This is a genomic window from Pseudomonas sp. W2Aug9 (assembly GCF_023127755.1).
GTDB classification, from domain to species: Bacteria; Pseudomonadota; Gammaproteobacteria; order Pseudomonadales; family Pseudomonadaceae; genus Aquipseudomonas; species Aquipseudomonas synxantha_A.
Genome location: NZ_SPKL01000031.1, coordinates 19,170 through 33,035 on the forward strand (window position 1 = coordinate 19,170; position 13,866 = coordinate 33,035).

At 59.1% G+C, this 13,866-nt stretch carries 16 protein-coding genes; 6 read left to right on the forward strand and 10 right to left on the reverse strand.

Annotated features, from left to right (window positions below):
• Nucleotides 1-74: 74 nt before the first annotated feature.
• Nucleotides 75-1,481, forward strand: coding sequence for an amino acid permease (locus E3O56_RS19725; protein WP_248128857.1), 1,407 nt, complete (start codon nucleotides 75-77; stop codon nucleotides 1,479-1,481).
• Nucleotides 1,482-1,503: 22 nt separating this feature from the next.
• On the forward strand, nucleotides 1,504-2,589 hold the full coding sequence (locus E3O56_RS19730; protein WP_032880201.1) for a GlxA family transcriptional regulator: 1,086 nt from the start codon (nucleotides 1,504-1,506) through the stop codon (nucleotides 2,587-2,589).
• Between the two features lie 19 nt (nucleotides 2,590-2,608).
• On the opposite strand, the gene E3O56_RS19735 is transcribed toward E3O56_RS19730, so the two are convergent.
• The 8 genes from E3O56_RS19735 to E3O56_RS19770 form a co-directional block, all read right to left on the reverse strand.
• Complete coding sequence (locus E3O56_RS19735; RefSeq protein ID WP_248128858.1) at nucleotides 2,609-5,446, reverse strand: TonB-dependent receptor; 2,838 nt, start codon at nucleotides 5,444-5,446, stop codon at nucleotides 2,609-2,611.
• 96 nt (nucleotides 5,447-5,542) lie between these two features.
• The gene (locus E3O56_RS19740) at nucleotides 5,543-6,505 is read right to left on the reverse strand and encodes a FecR domain-containing protein (RefSeq protein WP_248128859.1); all 963 of its coding nucleotides are present in this window, start codon (nucleotides 6,503-6,505) and stop codon (nucleotides 5,543-5,545) included.
• Complete coding sequence (locus tag E3O56_RS19745) at nucleotides 6,502-7,008, reverse strand: sigma-70 family RNA polymerase sigma factor (RefSeq protein ID WP_060767271.1); 507 nt, start codon at nucleotides 7,006-7,008, stop codon at nucleotides 6,502-6,504. The genes E3O56_RS19740 and E3O56_RS19745 overlap by 4 nt, the downstream gene beginning before the upstream one ends.
• An 89-nt stretch (nucleotides 7,009-7,097) precedes the next feature.
• Nucleotides 7,098-7,478 carry a cupin domain-containing protein gene (locus E3O56_RS19750; protein ID WP_248128860.1) on the reverse strand — a complete coding sequence of 127 codons (381 nt, stop codon included), beginning with the start codon at nucleotides 7,476-7,478 and terminating at the stop codon, nucleotides 7,098-7,100.
• 87 nt (nucleotides 7,479-7,565) lie between these two features.
• Complete coding sequence (locus tag E3O56_RS19755) at nucleotides 7,566-7,922, reverse strand: hypothetical protein (RefSeq protein WP_103733753.1); 357 nt, start codon at nucleotides 7,920-7,922, stop codon at nucleotides 7,566-7,568.
• A gap of 28 nt (nucleotides 7,923-7,950) precedes the next feature.
• The gene (locus E3O56_RS19760; protein ID WP_103733754.1) at nucleotides 7,951-8,577 is read right to left on the reverse strand and encodes a LysE family translocator; all 627 of its coding nucleotides are present in this window, start codon (nucleotides 8,575-8,577) and stop codon (nucleotides 7,951-7,953) included.
• Nucleotides 8,578-8,778: 201 nt separating this feature from the next.
• On the reverse strand, nucleotides 8,779-9,546 hold the full coding sequence (locus E3O56_RS19765) for a hypothetical protein (RefSeq protein ID WP_248128861.1): 768 nt from the start codon (nucleotides 9,544-9,546) through the stop codon (nucleotides 8,779-8,781).
• A 112-nt stretch (nucleotides 9,547-9,658) separates the two neighbouring features.
• Entirely contained in the window at nucleotides 9,659-10,204 is a 546-nt protein-coding gene (locus E3O56_RS19770) for a GNAT family N-acetyltransferase (protein ID WP_248128865.1), read from the reverse strand.
• 160 nt (nucleotides 10,205-10,364) lie between these two features.
• Between E3O56_RS19770 and E3O56_RS19775 the strand changes: the two genes are divergently transcribed.
• Complete coding sequence (locus E3O56_RS19775) at nucleotides 10,365-10,598, forward strand: hypothetical protein (RefSeq protein WP_020302473.1); 234 nt, start codon at nucleotides 10,365-10,367, stop codon at nucleotides 10,596-10,598.
• Between the two features lie 5 nt (nucleotides 10,599-10,603).
• Here E3O56_RS19775 and E3O56_RS19780 read toward each other — a convergent pair whose 3' ends face one another.
• Entirely contained in the window at nucleotides 10,604-11,098 is a 495-nt protein-coding gene (locus tag E3O56_RS19780) for a GNAT family N-acetyltransferase (protein WP_248128862.1), read from the reverse strand.
• Nucleotides 11,099-11,217: 119 nt separating this feature from the next.
• Here E3O56_RS19780 and E3O56_RS19785 point away from each other — a divergent pair, with 119 nt between their 5' ends.
• A complete protein-coding gene (locus E3O56_RS19785) occupies nucleotides 11,218-11,733 on the forward strand; it encodes a GNAT family N-acetyltransferase (RefSeq protein ID WP_248128863.1) in 516 nt (171 codons plus the stop codon).
• A gap of 166 nt (nucleotides 11,734-11,899) precedes the next feature.
• Here E3O56_RS19785 and E3O56_RS19790 read toward each other — a convergent pair whose 3' ends face one another.
• Nucleotides 11,900-12,328 carry a MarR family winged helix-turn-helix transcriptional regulator gene (locus E3O56_RS19790; RefSeq protein WP_248128864.1) on the reverse strand — a complete coding sequence of 143 codons (429 nt, stop codon included), beginning with the start codon at nucleotides 12,326-12,328 and terminating at the stop codon, nucleotides 11,900-11,902.
• A 133-nt stretch (nucleotides 12,329-12,461) separates the two neighbouring features.
• Between E3O56_RS19790 and E3O56_RS19795 the strand changes: the two genes are divergently transcribed.
• Together E3O56_RS19795 and E3O56_RS19800 are read left to right on the forward strand one after the other, a co-directional pair.
• A complete protein-coding gene (locus E3O56_RS19795) occupies nucleotides 12,462-12,830 on the forward strand; it encodes an antibiotic biosynthesis monooxygenase family protein (protein ID WP_005789817.1) in 369 nt (122 codons plus the stop codon).
• Between the two features lie 32 nt (nucleotides 12,831-12,862).
• Nucleotides 12,863-13,321, forward strand: coding sequence for a hypothetical protein (locus tag E3O56_RS19800; protein WP_212614528.1), 459 nt, complete (start codon nucleotides 12,863-12,865; stop codon nucleotides 13,319-13,321).
• Nucleotides 13,322-13,866 lie beyond the last annotated feature (545 nt).

Genomic DNA, 13,866 nt, shown 5'->3' on the forward strand with positions numbered 1-13,866 from the left:
GTAATCAGGCTACTTGCGCCTGGCCTCGGGCACTTAAGGTGAGGGTCATTGGCCGCCCGAGAACAACAAAAACAATGACTAGCCTCAACTGCAACGATTCCAACGGTCAGCTGGCGCAGGGCTTCAAGCCCCGTCACGTGACCATGTTGTCCATCGCCGGCATCATCGGTGCGGGGTTGTTTGTCGGCTCCGGACACGCCATCGCCGCCGCGGGACCGGCGGTTTTACTGGCTTATCTGTTTTCCGGCCTGCTGGTGGTGCTGGTCATGCGCATGCTGGGGGAGATGGCGGTGGCACGCCCCGACACCGGCTCGTTTTCCACCTACGCCGACCAGGCCATTGGCCCCTGGGCCGGGTTCACCATCGGCTGGCTGTACTGGTGGTTCTGGGTGCTGGTCATTCCCATCGAAGCCTTGGCCGCCGGGCACGTGCTCAACCAGTGGTTCCCTCAGGTCGATGCGTGGCTGTTCGCCTTGGTCTCAATCGTGTTGCTGGTGATCACCAATCTGTTCAGCGTGGCCAAATACGGCGAGTTCGAATTCTGGTTCGCCATGGCCAAGGTGATTGCCATCATCGGCTTTATCGGCCTGGGTTTCAGCGTGCTCATGGGCTGGATTCCGGATCGTGAAGCCAGCGGCTTGAGCCGCTTGATGGAAGAACACGGAGGTTTTGCCCCCAACGGCCTGTCGGCGGTGGTGGGCGCGTTCATTACCATCATGTTCAGTTTCATCGGTACCGAAGCGGTGACCATCGCCGCAGCGGAATCGAGCAACCCGGCCCAGAACATCGCCAAGGCCACCCGCTCGGTGATCTGGCGCATCGGCGTGTTCTACCTGTTGTCGATCTCCGTCGTGATTTCCGTGGTGCCCTGGAACGACCCGCTGCTAGCCTCCGTGGGTTCCTATCAGCGTGCACTGGAAATTATGAACATCCCCAACGCCAAGTTCATGGTCGATGTGGTGGTGTTGATCGCGGTAGCCAGTTGCATGAATTCCTCGATCTACATTTCCTCGCGCATGTTGTTTTCCCTGGGCAAACGCGGGGATGCGCCATCGGCCCTTAAAATCACCTCGAAGGCGGGCGTGCCCCGGGCGGCGGTAATTGCCAGCACCATCATCGGTGCGGGCGTCACGTTGCTGAGCTACTTCATGCCCGCCGGTCTGTTCCAGTTCCTGCTCGCCAGCTCCGGGGCCATCGCGTTGTTGGTGTACCTGGTGATCGCGATCTCGCAACTGCGTATGCGTCGCTTGCTGCTTCGGCAAAACGTCGAGTTGACCTTTCGCATGTGGCTGTTTCCGTGGCTGACTTACCTGGTGATCGTGTTCATCTGCCTGGCCCTGGGAGTGATGATGGTGACGCCCGAGCACCGCACCGAAGTGTCCTCGACCATTGGCCTGGCGTTGGTGATTTCCTTCATCGGCCTGGTCACGTCGCGCCAGCACAACCGGGCACCCAAGCCGGTGGCGCTGGAACATTCCTGATCACGCCTGTGGGGTAGCGGTGATGGAAACCGAGGCACCTGTTTGTCAGACCATCGGCTTTTTGCTGCTGGACCAATTCACCCTGATATCGCTGTCGTGTGCGGTCGAGCCGCTGCGCATGGCCAACCAATTGGCGGGCGAAGAACTCTACCGTTGGCAAACCCTCAGCCTGGACGGCCAGCCGGTGTGGGCCAGCGATGGCGTGTCGGTGACCCCGGATGCGTGCGCCCAGGACCAGCGCGGCTTCGATGCGGTGATCGTGTGCGGCGGCGTCGGCATTCAACAGGCTATCAGCCCTGCGCTCATCGCCTGGCTGCGCAGCCAGGCGCGCTTGTACTGCAAACGTCTCGGCGCGGTGTGCACCGGCAGTTGGGCACTGGCCCAGGCGGGGTTGCTCGATGGCTTCCAGTGCAGTGTGCATTGGGAGCTGATGGCGTCGATGCAGGAGGCGTTTACCCGCGTCAAGGTCAGCTCCAGCGTGTTCACGCTCGATGGCAACCGCTTCACCAGCTCCGGCGGCACTGCACCGCTGGACATGATGCTGCACCTGATCGGCCGCGATCACGGGCACACGTTGTCGGCGGCGATTTCCCAGATGTTCGTGTACGAGCGCATTCGCAATGAGCGCGACCACCAACGCGTGCCGCTCAAGCACCTGCTCGGCACGCAACAGCCCAAGCTGCAAGAAGTGGTCGCCCTGATGGAATCTAACCTGGAAGAACCCATCGACCTCGACCAACTGGCCGCCTATGTTCACGTGTCCCGACGCCAGTTGGAGCGCATGTTCCAGAAGCACCTGTACTGCACGCCATCGCGCTATTACCTCAAACTGCGCCTGACCCGTGCGCGTCAGTTGTTGATGCAGACGCCGATTTCGATTGTCGAGCTGGCGGTGATTTGCGGCTTTGTGTCCACGCCGCATTTTTCCAAGTGCTACCGGGACTTCTTCGGCGTGGCGCCCAGCGATGAGCGCTCGGACATGCGCCTGCATCCGCCGCCTGAGCTACGGCCCGAGGTGCAAGCCCGGGCCCCGCAAAGGCCCAGGAATGCACTGGAGCAGGCGCGCGACGAGCCGACCTTTGCCACGGTGCAGATTCAGCGGCGCTAAGGCGATGCTCAGCTTAGCGTCAGAATGTTGTCTGTAGACCCACCCTGAGGGTTCGGCCCGGTGCCGGCATAAAGCTTTGCGCCAGCGGGTCCAGGTAGTAGCGGTCGGTGAGGTTTTGCAGCGAGACATTCAGTTGGGTGTGGTCCTGCAATTTGTAGTTGAGGAACAAGTCCACCAGCGTCACTTCGCGATAGACCAATTGTGGCGTGGTGGCGCCTGTCTGCCAGGGTTTATCGGCGGTCACCGTGGGGCCGGAGGTGTAGGTGATGCGCGTGCCGACCGTCAGCGACTGGTCGAAAAAGCGCACGCCGGTGGTCAGGTTGGCGGCAAAGCGTGGCGGGTTCTGGGTGTTGGTGTAGGAGCCCATGAAACTGCCGGGCGTGCAGTTGGGCGTCTGGCTGGTGTCGCGATAGCGGTTGCTGCTGGCACGCAGGCGAGCGGCGAACGCCGAGTCGCAGGTTTGGGTCTTGAGGTAGTAGGTGGATGACAGGTCGGCAAACACACGGCCGGCATCGTAATGGGACTGCAACTCCAGGCCGCTGGTCTTGAAGCTGTCGGTGTTGCTGAATTGCATCTGGCCCATCAGGCCGGGGCTGGGGTCGTAGTAACGGGTGATGTAGTTTTTGATCGTGTTGTTGAAGTACGCCAGTTTGATCGCCGCCTCATCGTCAGCCACAAACAGGCCTTTTTGGAGGGTGCTGGCGCCGATTTCCCAGTTGCTCGAACGCTCGGGCTTCAAGCCTTTGCCGGGTAGGGTTTGTAATACGCCCTGGCTGGTCTCGAACAGCGAAGGCATCCGCAGGCCCTGGGTGTAAGAGGCGTAGACGAAGGTGTCGGGCGCCACCTCCAGATTGATGCCGAAGGCAGGCGCAAATGCACCGCCGCTGTTGCGGTTTTTTCCGGAGTAGTCATAACCGCTGACCACTTCGCCCACCTGGGGCTCATACGCCGTGGTATCCGTGGCCCCGAAATCGTTATAGCGCGGGCCCTCAAATGGGTAGTTGGTGTTACTGAAAACGATGCCGTTGTTCAGGCGCGGGTCGGTAGCGTCGGTGTAGTCCCCGTTCGTGTCGGGGAACCAGAGCATGTTGCCGTAGGCCCCGGCGTTCGTGGCTGACACGTAGCGCAACGGGCGCTCTTCCCGGCGCGCCGTTGAAAGCGGCACATGGTCTTGTGTGCGGTAATAGATATAGCGGCCACCGCCCCATAGTGTCAGGCGGTCCACGGGTTGGTATTCGAGCTTGCCGTTGAGGTTGAATTCCTGGCGTGAACCATCGCGCAAACTGCGGTTGGCGTTGATGTCGTGCTGGGTGGTGACCACGCCTTTTTGCGGGCGCAGCTCTTCGACCTGGAAGCCACCGCCCAAGTCCAGCTTGAGGTCACCATAGTCGCTGGTGAACCGTGAGGTATTGGCCAGGTCACCGCCGATGCGACGGTTGGCCTGACGGCTCCAGTTGCGGTCCGAACGGTAGGCTTGGGAAGCGGGCGCGAGCACTGAAGTCAGTTGGCTGGTTTGCGCATCGGTCATCCACAGGCTGGTGGTAAGGTCCACCAGCGGGTTGTTGGTGGGCAGGTAATGGTAGCGCGCGGTATAGGTGTCGATCTGGGTATGGCCCAGCGGGTACTGGTAGATACCGCCGGTGCCGAACCGAAAAATATCCGACGGCATGATCTCGCCGATGTGCCCGTTGTAGCGCTGGTAACCGAGGTCGAAGGTGTGTTCGTCGGTGGGGCGGATGGTGGTCTTGAGCAACCAGGATTCAGTCTCGGCTGACGAGTTCAGCACTTCTTCGCCGGCGTTATAAGTGCTGGCCACTGTGCTTTCTTCGTCGCCATAGCGGTCGTAGGTACGGTAGCGATCCTGTCCCTTTTTGCCGGCAAAATAGTTGCCTTGATTGCGGTGGGCGTAGGCTGCGACCACATCGAACAGGTCATGGGTGTAGGCAAACGCGGCGCTGCCGGATTCGGCTTGGGAGCCGAACAACCCGCCACGGTTTCGGTGCGGTTCGGCGTACAGGCTGCCCTCGGATGAGTGACCGTCGCGGTAGGCGGGCGCAACGCCGTTGTTCCACGCCTCGCCCTTGAGGCGCAGGCCGATGTTTTGCCCATCGCGCAGAATGTCTTCAACCCCAAGGGTGCGCATTTTTACCGTGCCGCCAATGGCGCTGGAGTTAACGCTGGGGCCCTTGTCGATGGTCACGTCGCTGATCAAATCCGGGTCGATGTAGCTGCGCTGCTGGGTGCCGGCGTAGCCACGGTACACATCCAGTGCCTGCTGCGCGCCGTCCACTGTGACCGCCACGCGACTCTGGCCCTGGATGCCGCGGATGTTCACATCCAAACCGCCGCCGTTGCGGCTGTCGCCCACCTGCACGCCGGGCTGGCCTTTGAGCAGGTCGCCGGCGGAGATCACGCCGAAGCGTTGCATGTCCTCACCGGAGATATACACGGAGGAACGCGGCGCCGAATACACCTGCTGTTTCTGCGGGTCTTCGCCGGTGACTTTCTGCGTGGGCAGCGCAAGCGCCGTGCCGCCCGGGTACAGCTCGTAGCTGCCATCGGCCAGGCGCTGATAACTCAAGCGCGTGCCTTCCAGCAGCCGTGTCAACGCGGCTTCGGTGGTGAAGTCGCCGGTCAGGCCCTGGCTGCTCTTGCCGGCAGTCAGCGTGGCGCGCCCCGCCATGCTGATGCCCGCCTGCACGCCAAAGCGCGAGAGCACCTGGTCCAGCGTACCGGCGTCGATGTGGAAGTGCTGGCGCTCATCGGCTGCCAACACCGCCGCGCCGTACAGCGGTTGCAAGCCAAGAAACAGCAGGCCGAGCGTGCGGCTGCGCAGAACATGGAGGGGGGAGGTCATGCAGGGCTCCTGAGGGTGAAGGCCCACCTGTTTCGATGGGTTGTTCCCATAGGCCAAGCGACGTGGAAAAAACTGCGCTGTATTACGAAAATATTTTCAGGCCGGCACCACGGTCACCCAATAACGCGTGCGCCGCTCAATGCGCACCGGCAGCGCCTTGGCCAGCAGGGCCAGGGCGGCGTCGGTGTCGTCGAGCTGGAAACTGCCGGTGACGCGCAAGCCTGCAACGGCTTCGCCACAGCGCAGAATCCCTGGGCGATAGCGCGAGAGTTCGGCCAGCAGCGTGTCCAGGCGCATGCGTTCGGCGGGCAGCAAACCCCGCAGCCAGGCTTGGGCGATGAACCCATCGGTAGGGACCGGCGCGGCCATCCCCTGACTGTCCACCTGGGTGCGCCAACCTGCGTCCAGCCGCAGGGGCAGTTGGTGGTCCCGCGCATGCACCTGCACCAAGCCGCGCAGGACCGTCACCTGGGTACCCCGGCGGTCGTGGCGCACCAGCAGATGGGCGCCCTGGCTGTGCAGCGTCGCGTCGGGTGTCAGCAGTTGCAGCGCCCGCGATTCGACGGGCGCGTCCAGGGCCATCTCGCCTTCGACCAACTGCACGCTGCGCTGTGCGGCGTTGAAGTCCAGGTTGACCGCGCTGGCGGTGTTCAGCCACAACGAACCGCCGTCGGCCAACCGCCATTCGCGCCGCTCGCCGGTGCCGGTGCTATAAGTGGCCAACGCCGAACGTACTACGGTGGACTGCGCACCCTGCCACGACAGCCCGCCGAGCAGGCCGACGGCGAGCAGCGCCTTGAGCACCTGGCGGCGCTGCTGTGGATCATTGCCGGCAGCTTCCAGCGCCCGTCGCGTGGTGGCATCCGCCAACAGTGTCGCTCCCGGTTGCAACGACAACGGCAAACTGCTGACGCGCTGCCAGGCGTATTCATGTTCGGTATTGGCTTGGCGCCATTGCTGCAAAGCCAAACAGTCGGCAGCGTTCATCAGCCCGGATTGGCTTTTGACTAGCCAGTTGATGGCGCTGTCGCGGACCTGCGGATCAACCGGCAGGCTCATTCAAAACGACTCGCGTAACACACGCTGAACGCCTTGCCCATGGCCCGCTGCACCTGAGCCACGCTGAGGTTCAACTGTGCGGCGATTTGTGGGTAGGTCAAGCCGTCGAGCTGGGACAAAAAGAAAATCCGCCGCACCGGCATCGACAGCCCCACCAGCAATGAGTCGAGTTGCAGCAGGGTCTCGATGGTCAGCAGTCGCTCCTCCGGCGAGGGCTCCAACGCTTCGGGCCGAGCGGCCAGTGCCTCCAGGTAAGCGCGTTCAATCGCCTGACGCCGCCAGCGATTTATCAGCAAATCATTGGCAATCTTGGCCAGAAACGCCATGGGCTGGCGCAGCTCGCCCACCTCCTGGCGCGAGCACAACACGCGCACGAAGGTGTCGTGGGCCAGGTCCTCGGCATCGGCACGGTGCCCCAGACGTCGATGCAACCAGCCCCGCAACCAGGTGCGGTGGCGGGTATACAACTGCTCGACCGGCGAGGCGGTGCTGTCGTTGAACATGTGAGATTCGCTTGGCTTAAATGATAACTCTTCTCATCTTATGGGTTTTGGTTAAGGGTTGTACAGCGCTAAGCAGCGTACGCCTGCGCTCAAATCCACTGATCGTTGACTGCCGTCCGCTCTCCGCCTTCGTGTCCGGTGTTCAAGATGCCCCTTGGCTCGATCATCATCAGCCTGGCTTCTCCTTCGGCGGCGGTCCTGTGCTCAATGCCACGCGGCACCACATACAACTCACCCGGCTTCACATACACCGGGCCACCCGGCAGGTCGATACGCAGCGTGCCTTCAAGCACCAGGAAGGCCTCATCGGTTTCCGGGTGTGAGTGCCAAATGAACTCGCCCTCGATGCGTACGACCTTGAACTGGTAGTCGTTCATTTCGGCAACCACTCTTGGGCTCCATTGCTGATCGATGAGCGAGGCTTTGTGCGCGAGGTTTACAGGCTGGGTGGGGTGCTGTAGTTGAGTCATGCTGGATCCTCTTTTTGGGAGGAGCCAGAGTATCCGGGCGAACGATCAGCGGGCTTGTACGATCCTGCAAGGGGTTCACCTAAAACGTCAGTGCCGTGCCAACCGTACGCGCCAGTCGCCACCGTGCTGGCGTTGGCAGTCTTCTTCACAGTCAAAATGTACACAGCGATTGATAGGCACGGGCGGAATATCGGCTTCGTGCAACGCAGCCGCAGCCAGCTCACGCATGCGTTGATCGGCGCCGGTTGCGAGAGCCTGGTCCTTGTTGGTGCGGGTGTCGAACACCCAGGTTACACGCAGGCTTTGGGGGAAGGCCGTGTAATCGACGGTGTGGGTCAGCCAGGCGAAACCGATGATTTCGCCCTTGGCGGTCTCGCAGGCCTCAGTCAGGCTGGCGACCAGGCGGCGCTCAATGCGTGCGTTGTCGCGTTTGGATGAAGGCATCAGTGGCTCCTCAGGGTACGGCGGGTTTCTAGCGCTGCTGGAAGGCTACTTTCAACCCAAGGCCCATAAACAACGTGCCGATGATTTTCCCTTCCCAGCGCCGCAGCCGGGAAAGCCCCTTGATGCCTCGGCTCAAGGGGCGAATTGCGATGGCCAGCAGGCTGGTGTAGACCGCGCTGAGCCCCGAGAAGATCAAGCCCAGTACCGCGAACTGCACCAGCGACGAGCCCGATTCCGGGTGGACGAATTGCGGCAGGAACGCCAGGAAGAATATCGCCGTCTTCGGGTTCAGCACCTCGGCACCCACCGCCTGGAAAAACGCCTGTCGCGGCGAGACCGCAGGCAGCTCAAGCCGCCCGGAGGTGCCTGACTTGGCCATGAACGCGCGCACGCCCAGGTAGATCAGGTAAGCGGCACCGGCCCACTTCACGGCGTTGAACGCAGTCGCTGAGGTCATCAGAATCGCCGACAGACCCAGTGCGGCGCACAGCGTATGCACCAGATCACCGCATGCCACACCCAGCCCGGTGGCAACGCCGACCTTGCGGCCACCTTGCACGGTACGAGTGATCACCAGCAGCACGGAAGGGCCGGGAATCAGGAATAGGCCGATCACCACGGCGACATAGGTGATGAGGGAGGCGAGTTCGAACATGGGGGCTGTCTCGGTGCAGGCGTGGCCTACAGTAATCCTTATCTGAAGGACGAATGCAACGGCGCCCCAGGCGTGTGCCATGACGATGCGACTGTGGCGCGACCCAGCACCTGCGGCGAGGGAGCTTGCTCCCGTCACTGCCTGGAGGCCGCCGACTATTGGGTGGGGGCGCCATGAGTCTTTCAAACACAGCGTGTCTATCTATTTTATTGAATCATGCAGATGAACGAACGGGGTGCGTTCCTGAGGGGATGTTGGGTTCGCCTTACAGTCCACGGCCAGTTCGGTGAGCGCGATCATTCGATCGTAGCGCACGAGCATCATTTGCACGTAACAACACATCAGGAAGAAAAAAATATTGGCCGCTGCTACGGCAAATATCCAATCCATGTGGGCGGTGATCCCGGCGCTGTCCAGGGTTTTGGCAAAGCTTGAGAGGCCGATAACCAAAGCGAGGGCCCCGGGTAAAATACCGACTTTTTCCAAAGCCCCAGTGACCATGTAGGTGCGCTTTTCGAAACTGTCGCGTTCGCTTTTCAGTTCCAGTGCCCCAAGCTTCAGGGTTTCTCTGGACAGTGCTACGAGCTCTGGCAAATGCCGTGCTTCCACTTGCATGACCGTTTTTACGTTCCACTCCAAAAGATTGGCGAATGGGGCGGTGAACATTTTCATTAATGAATGGCGGTACAGCAGCACCCCTAGCAAAGGGTAAAGAAACATCGCCAGGTAAGAGAACGCAATCAGCCCCCAGCTCAGGCTGAACCACCAGTACGCTTGAAAGGCTTTCCCTAGCCCGGCCAGCACAATCGCAAGGATTGAGGGACCTACCACTGCGAGCCAGAAGTAAAGAACGCCAAATCGGTAATCCCAGCCAGCTTGATTTTGCTTGCGACTGTTGCGGATCGTTTGTTTATAGGTCTGCTCGATTTGGGCGTTGATGTGCAGGTATTTTTCAATTTCAGAGGTCATGGCTTTCCTTGGGTGTTATCTGCCGGTTGCTTGGCATTCTGTCGATTCCATTCGTAGGATGAGCGGCTGGAGCAACCACGGTCGTGAATCGTGGGAATGGGTTGTAGGGGGCTCATTTATTATAAGTGTTGATCAACGATCTCAACGTATGGTCCTCCCAAACGCCAGCAATCTTCAGATAGGCTCGCGCATAACCTTCCTTTTCAAACCCCAGCGACTCCAGAAGGCGTTCACTTCGCACATTGCGGGGTAAATGATTGGCCATGATCCGGTGAAGGCCCAGTTGCTCAAAACAGTGACGGTTGGTGACCTGAAGGGTTTTTTTCATCAGGCCACGGCCCTGGGCAGATTCCGCCAACGAGAAGCCGAGATGACAGGCCTGAAAAACGCCCCTCACAATGTTTGTGTAGTTACACCGCGCTAGAACCTCTCCGCTCTCGGGTTCAAGCAAGAGGAAACACAGAGCGTTACCAGCCTGCATATTGTTTACCTGCTGCTCGACCCTGGCCTTGGCGTTGCCAGTGGTGAAGTATTCCTCTTCCCTGAGCGGCTCCCAGGGTTGCAGATGCCTGCGGTTGACGCTTTCGTAACGGCTGATCCTCTCGAAATCGTCGCGGCACAATGGCCGAAGGCAGTAGCCCTCAACGCAATACTCCATAAGCCCCTCCAGATTGATCAATGGCCCCACCTCACTGCGTAGCCGCAAAGAATAGCGCCGCTGCGCGTAAAGCGACCCCTTTCACTGCAAACAGGTCTACCATGCCAGCCCCGGCAGTGGTTCCACTCGCTCCCGAACTCCATTTTTCAAGGTAGCGATAATGTCCATCGACCAGATCTCCCTCCCCAAAGGCGTCGGCCCCCACGCCGCCAAGCTGCTTGACGCTATTACTGGCGCCTCCACCCATGAAGAACTTAACCGTGCTGGCGGTAAAGCCGAGGGTTTTGTGCTGGGGCTGGAGGCCACCAAGGCGATCAAAAGCCAGATTGCGGAGTCGCTGTATGTGGCGTATGACGACGCGGCGAGCAATCGGGCTAGTGAACTGAAGGGCTAGTGCAGTCAGCCCATGGTTCCGGAATGAGCGCCAATCGCCGGAATAGGCTGACGAACATAATAATTGTCGAATTCACTGCTTTCGATGAACTGGAAGCCATGGCGAGTATAAAAGCGATTCGAAGCGCTTTCTTTGAGAGCCCCCACTTTAATAGGCAGCGCAGCCGCATCCGCCTCTTTGAAAATCTGAGAGAGAACAGCAGACCCTACCCCTGACCCTTGCGCGCTCGGCCTTACATACAAGTGGTCGAGCAAGAGTTCATTGGGGTGATGTTTGACCACTACGAAACCCACCCTCTCTCCAGCTGCCTCGATGTAGCGTGTATTGCGAGCTTCAAAGCCGCCACGAAACCGCTCCCGCGCACGGACCGGGTCAAATCGCCCAACACGCTCCAGACTTTCGCGCATGGCCTCAATTCGAATGGCTACCAGATTATCCAAGTCGCTTTGTTGAACTGGGACCAAAATGATGGGGGAATTTTGATTGGGTGTGACGGGCATATGGTGTGCTCCAACTACCATCCTGGGGGGCCAGTATAGAGAGCCTGATACTGATGAAGCGACCCGCATGATATGTTCACGGCATACATGGAGTAACGGACCCCAGGAAGGAAATTGCAATGCCAGTGGACACCCACCCAATCCGCATTCTCTCGCAACGCCTGAGCATTGAGCCCTTCTGCGAGCAGGACGCTGTTGAGTCCTTCCCTTGTATCACGCCGACTCTGACTCGCTACATGTCCTGGGAACCGCCTGCCTCGCTAGAAGAGTACGCGCAAGTCTGGGGGCAGTGGCTGCCTGCGATAGCGGATGGCAGCGATATTGTGTTTACGGTCAGGGAGCGGGTGAATGCTCGTTTTGCCGGCTTGGTCGGGCTGCACCATACCGGCAGTGAAACACCGGAGTTGGGTGTCTGGATTCGTGAAGATAAACATGGGTTGGGGTTTGGTGGTGAAGCGGTGCGGGCGGTTGTTCAGTGGGCTAGCCAGTGGGTAATGGCAGAGAGCTTCATCTATCCTGTTGCGACGCAGAATCGTGCGAGTCGACGTATCGCCGAAGCTTTGGGGGGAGTTGTTATCGAGAGGCGGATGGCGGAGAAATATGATTCGGTTGTGTATCAGATACCGGGGGGTTAACCCTGGGAATCAGGTTGTCCGGATGCCTGCCTTTGGCCGAGGGCTGCCCCTCGTGACCGGCTGATATCGGCCAGAAGCGGACGTCCGTGAACCACCGTTTACAAGCTGATCCGGTCTTTTGTTGCCTGAGCTTTTGACAAGCTGGATTATGCCGGGGCTGGCCGGGTCAGTCGGCCTGGTCTTCCTCAAGCCTATTGCGCAGGTGGTTTAGAACCTGATGGGTAGTCTGGATAGCATCGATGTCCAACCCCTCCGCCAGCTCATTAATCCAGGGTGTCTGAAGATTCATCGCCAGATCGAATGCTGCTCTTCCAGCTTCAGTCAGGACAACCAACTGCGCCCTGCGGTGGTGTGGGTTCGGCTGAAACTCCAGCAGTCCATCCTTCACCAGATCGTTAACGATTCGCTGAACGTTTTGCCGATTTGCCCCCATGTCGCGAGCAATCCATGAAACCGGTTGTGCTCGTTCGGCGTACACAATAGTACCCAGTAGTTGCCAGCGGGCGCTTGTCAGACCTAGCTCTGCGACGAGTCGATCGCCTGCAGTAAGCAGACGCGCACTTGCTCGAAAGATCTCAAGAACCAGATCGCTCATGGCGCGTCCTGGGGGGGTGTAGTTTGTCTTTTTCATAGCGCGAATCCTTCCACGTTGACACCATGATGTCAATCGCAGTAGGTTTGGAACTTGAAACCCAAATTGTCATCATGATTACAATATAGAGGTCGCCATGCTTTCTATTCGCCCCCTTGATCCGATCGTGCCCATCACTCAGCAGCTGCATTGCAGCGAAGCTCCAGTGGTATTGATCAACCTCTTCACTGTCGACGCAGACGATATACCTGACCTCCTTTGCGCATGGGAGCTGGATGCCAACTGGATGAAACAACGTGCCGGTTTCATTTCCACGCAGCTCCATCAGGCCATCGGTGGCAGCAACATGTTCTTGAATTACGCCGTATGGGAATCGGTAGAGCGGTTTCGCGATGCTTTCAATCATCCAGAATTCACCAATGCCTTGGCGCGGTATCCCTCAAGTGCCTTAGCCATGCCGCATCTGTTCACCAAGGTAGCGGTGTCGAATATCTGCACGGCCTGAGTATTAACCAACTGTCTGACGGTATTAGATAAATGCTTAGACGATTACATTTGATCTCCAGCACGCTGGCACTGATCTGCATCGCCACCTTCTTTCTGTCGACTATTTTTGTCGAGCTCATCGGATCCGGACACTCGATAGCCTCACTCAAGCACCTGATCGTGAGTCCCGGGCTTTGGATACTGGTACCGACAATGATTGCGACCGGTGCAAGTGGAGTGCTAATGAGTCGGAAACGACAAGGACGACTGGTCGCTTTGAAGAAGAAACGCATGCCATTCATTGCCGCCAATGGCCTGCTGGTTCTGATGCCGTGCGCCATTGTGCTTAACCAATGGGCGTCGGCGGGAAGCTTCGATACGCGTTTTTACCTCGTACAGGTAATCGAACTGATCGCAGGGGCCACCAATCTCGCATTAATGGGGCTGAATATGCGTGACGGCCTGCGCCTCAGCGGCCGACTGCCGCGGGTTGCACTTCACAGACAGTAAGCTGAATACTTGTTTCTGCTTGTCTTAAAAAGCTGGGCCGAAATCCGCCATTTTTGACCGACAGCTGTCGGCCAATAGCGGTCAATTGTCCCTACGAAACTTGTGGCAGTTCAGCGTGATACCTGAGGGCGGCGGCTTGCTCAAGGACTTGGGCAATGTCTTCATCGGTATCATGACCATGCACAGCTGTTATGGGAGTGGTACGCGAGCCTGTGCTGGTGCCTGTCGGCACCAGGCAATAAGGAGATTGGTCATGTGGCTCAAAAATGTGGCATTTGCGCTGTTGATTTGCCCCCTCGTCACCGCATGTTTCAGCGAGCCTTTTCAGCCCCCGGCAGCGGACGCTGACTTATGGGAGAAGCCGGGAGGGAAAAGGGGACGGATTTGAATGGCACTTCCTTAACAGCTAACCAGCTGATATGACTACAGAAAAATGAAAAAAGGCCGTCCTTGGTCTACGGTGATAGTTGCGAACACACACCACTCGAACAAGGACAGCCCGCGTGAATCGTAGACGTCAAATCGTCAGGCATCAACAGCAGCGC

Bases quoted from the DNA above. Each gene is read 5' to 3' on its own strand.
- E3O56_RS19790 (WP_248128864.1), bottom strand. From the start codon at position 12,328: ATGAGCGATCTGGTTCTTGAGATCTTTCGAGCAAGTGCGCGTCTGCTT.
- E3O56_RS19770 (WP_248128865.1), bottom strand. From the start codon at position 10,204: ATGGAGTATTGCGTTGAGGGCTACTGCCTTCGGCCATTGTGCCGCGAC.
- E3O56_RS19795 (WP_005789817.1), top strand. From the start codon at position 12,462: ATGCTTTCTATTCGCCCCCTTGATCCGATCGTGCCCATCACTCAGCAG.
- E3O56_RS19760 (WP_103733754.1), bottom strand. From the start codon at position 8,577: ATGTTCGAACTCGCCTCCCTCATCACCTATGTCGCCGTGGTGATCGGC.
- E3O56_RS19775 (WP_020302473.1), top strand. From the start codon at position 10,365: ATGTCCATCGACCAGATCTCCCTCCCCAAAGGCGTCGGCCCCCACGCC.
- E3O56_RS19785 (WP_248128863.1), top strand. From the start codon at position 11,218: ATGCCAGTGGACACCCACCCAATCCGCATTCTCTCGCAACGCCTGAGC.
- E3O56_RS19765 (WP_248128861.1), bottom strand. From the start codon at position 9,546: ATGACCTCTGAAATTGAAAAATACCTGCACATCAACGCCCAAATCGAG.
- E3O56_RS19780 (WP_248128862.1), bottom strand. From the start codon at position 11,098: ATGCCCGTCACACCCAATCAAAATTCCCCCATCATTTTGGTCCCAGTT.
- E3O56_RS19735 (WP_248128858.1), bottom strand. From the start codon at position 5,446: ATGACCTCCCCCCTCCATGTTCTGCGCAGCCGCACGCTCGGCCTGCTG.
- E3O56_RS19725 (WP_248128857.1), top strand. From the start codon at position 75: ATGACTAGCCTCAACTGCAACGATTCCAACGGTCAGCTGGCGCAGGGC.
- E3O56_RS19745 (WP_060767271.1), bottom strand. From the start codon at position 7,008: ATGTTCAACGACAGCACCGCCTCGCCGGTCGAGCAGTTGTATACCCGC.
- E3O56_RS19750 (WP_248128860.1), bottom strand. From the start codon at position 7,478: ATGACTCAACTACAGCACCCCACCCAGCCTGTAAACCTCGCGCACAAA.
- E3O56_RS19800 (WP_212614528.1), top strand. From the start codon at position 12,863: ATGCTTAGACGATTACATTTGATCTCCAGCACGCTGGCACTGATCTGC.
- E3O56_RS19740 (WP_248128859.1), bottom strand. From the start codon at position 6,505: ATGAGCCTGCCGGTTGATCCGCAGGTCCGCGACAGCGCCATCAACTGG.
- E3O56_RS19730 (WP_032880201.1), top strand. From the start codon at position 1,504: ATGGAAACCGAGGCACCTGTTTGTCAGACCATCGGCTTTTTGCTGCTG.
- E3O56_RS19755 (WP_103733753.1), bottom strand. From the start codon at position 7,922: ATGCCTTCATCCAAACGCGACAACGCACGCATTGAGCGCCGCCTGGTC.